Here is a 641-nt window from a genome sequence, read left to right as displayed (position 1 = left end):
GAGGAGGAGATAGAGTTTATTATTGGTTATGAGTTGGAGTTTAGGGTTTAGTAAAGTGGAAAATAAAAATTGACTTATTGGTTTGTAAATTGTATAATTTGTTAATAAATAAAATTCAAATTATAGGGAGAAAATAATGACTGTAAAATTAACTATAGAAAACGCTAACGAAGATTTAATAAAAGCTATAAAAAGTATAGTAAAAGTTGCAAATGCAGAAATTAAGATAACGAAAGAAAAAATTCCCGCTTGGCTTAAAGAAGCAAAATATATGGAAAAAAATCCTCATAAATATAAAACTTATAAAAATGTTGACGAAATGTTTGAGGATATTTTGAAATGAAATACGAAGTTCAATATTCTAAAGAATTTAGGAAAGGATTAAAGAAATTAAAAAACGATAAAAATAGTTTAAATCTTGTAAGAAATATAATTAAAAAATTAGCAAATAACGAAATATTAGAATCAAAATATAAAGACCATAAATTAATTGGAAAGTATGCAGGTTTTAGAGAATGCCATATAAAACCCGATTTACTTTTGATATACAAAAAAGAAAATAACGCTTCAAGCGGGCAGTTGCCAACCTTAATACTCGTATGCATTGCTATAGGTTCGCATAGCGATTTATTTTAATTAAA

2 protein-coding genes are annotated in these 641 nt (G+C 25.4%); both read left to right on the top strand.

Features of this window, described 5'->3' with window-relative positions:
• The first annotated feature begins 136 nt into the window (after positions 1-136).
• On the top strand, positions 137-343 hold the full coding sequence (locus tag EPJ72_RS11245; RefSeq protein ID WP_147718714.1) for a hypothetical protein: 207 nt from the start codon (positions 137-139) through the stop codon (positions 341-343).
• On the top strand, positions 340-636 hold the full coding sequence (locus EPJ72_RS11240; RefSeq protein WP_147732232.1) for a type II toxin-antitoxin system YafQ family toxin: 297 nt from the start codon (positions 340-342) through the stop codon (positions 634-636). The genes EPJ72_RS11245 and EPJ72_RS11240 overlap by 4 nt, the downstream gene beginning before the upstream one ends.
• Positions 637-641 lie beyond the last annotated feature (5 nt).

This window comes from Brachyspira pilosicoli (assembly GCF_008016535.1).
GTDB lineage: Bacteria > Spirochaetota > Brachyspiria > Brachyspirales > Brachyspiraceae > Brachyspira > Brachyspira pilosicoli_A.
The sequence above is the reverse complement of the archived record's forward strand: the minus strand, read 5'-3'. Positions and strand labels throughout refer to the sequence as shown.

Bases quoted from the DNA above. Each gene is read 5' to 3' on its own strand.
- EPJ72_RS11245 (WP_147718714.1), top strand. From the start codon at position 137: ATGACTGTAAAATTAACTATAGAAAACGCTAACGAAGATTTAATAAAA.
- EPJ72_RS11240 (WP_147732232.1), top strand. From the start codon at position 340: ATGAAATACGAAGTTCAATATTCTAAAGAATTTAGGAAAGGATTAAAG.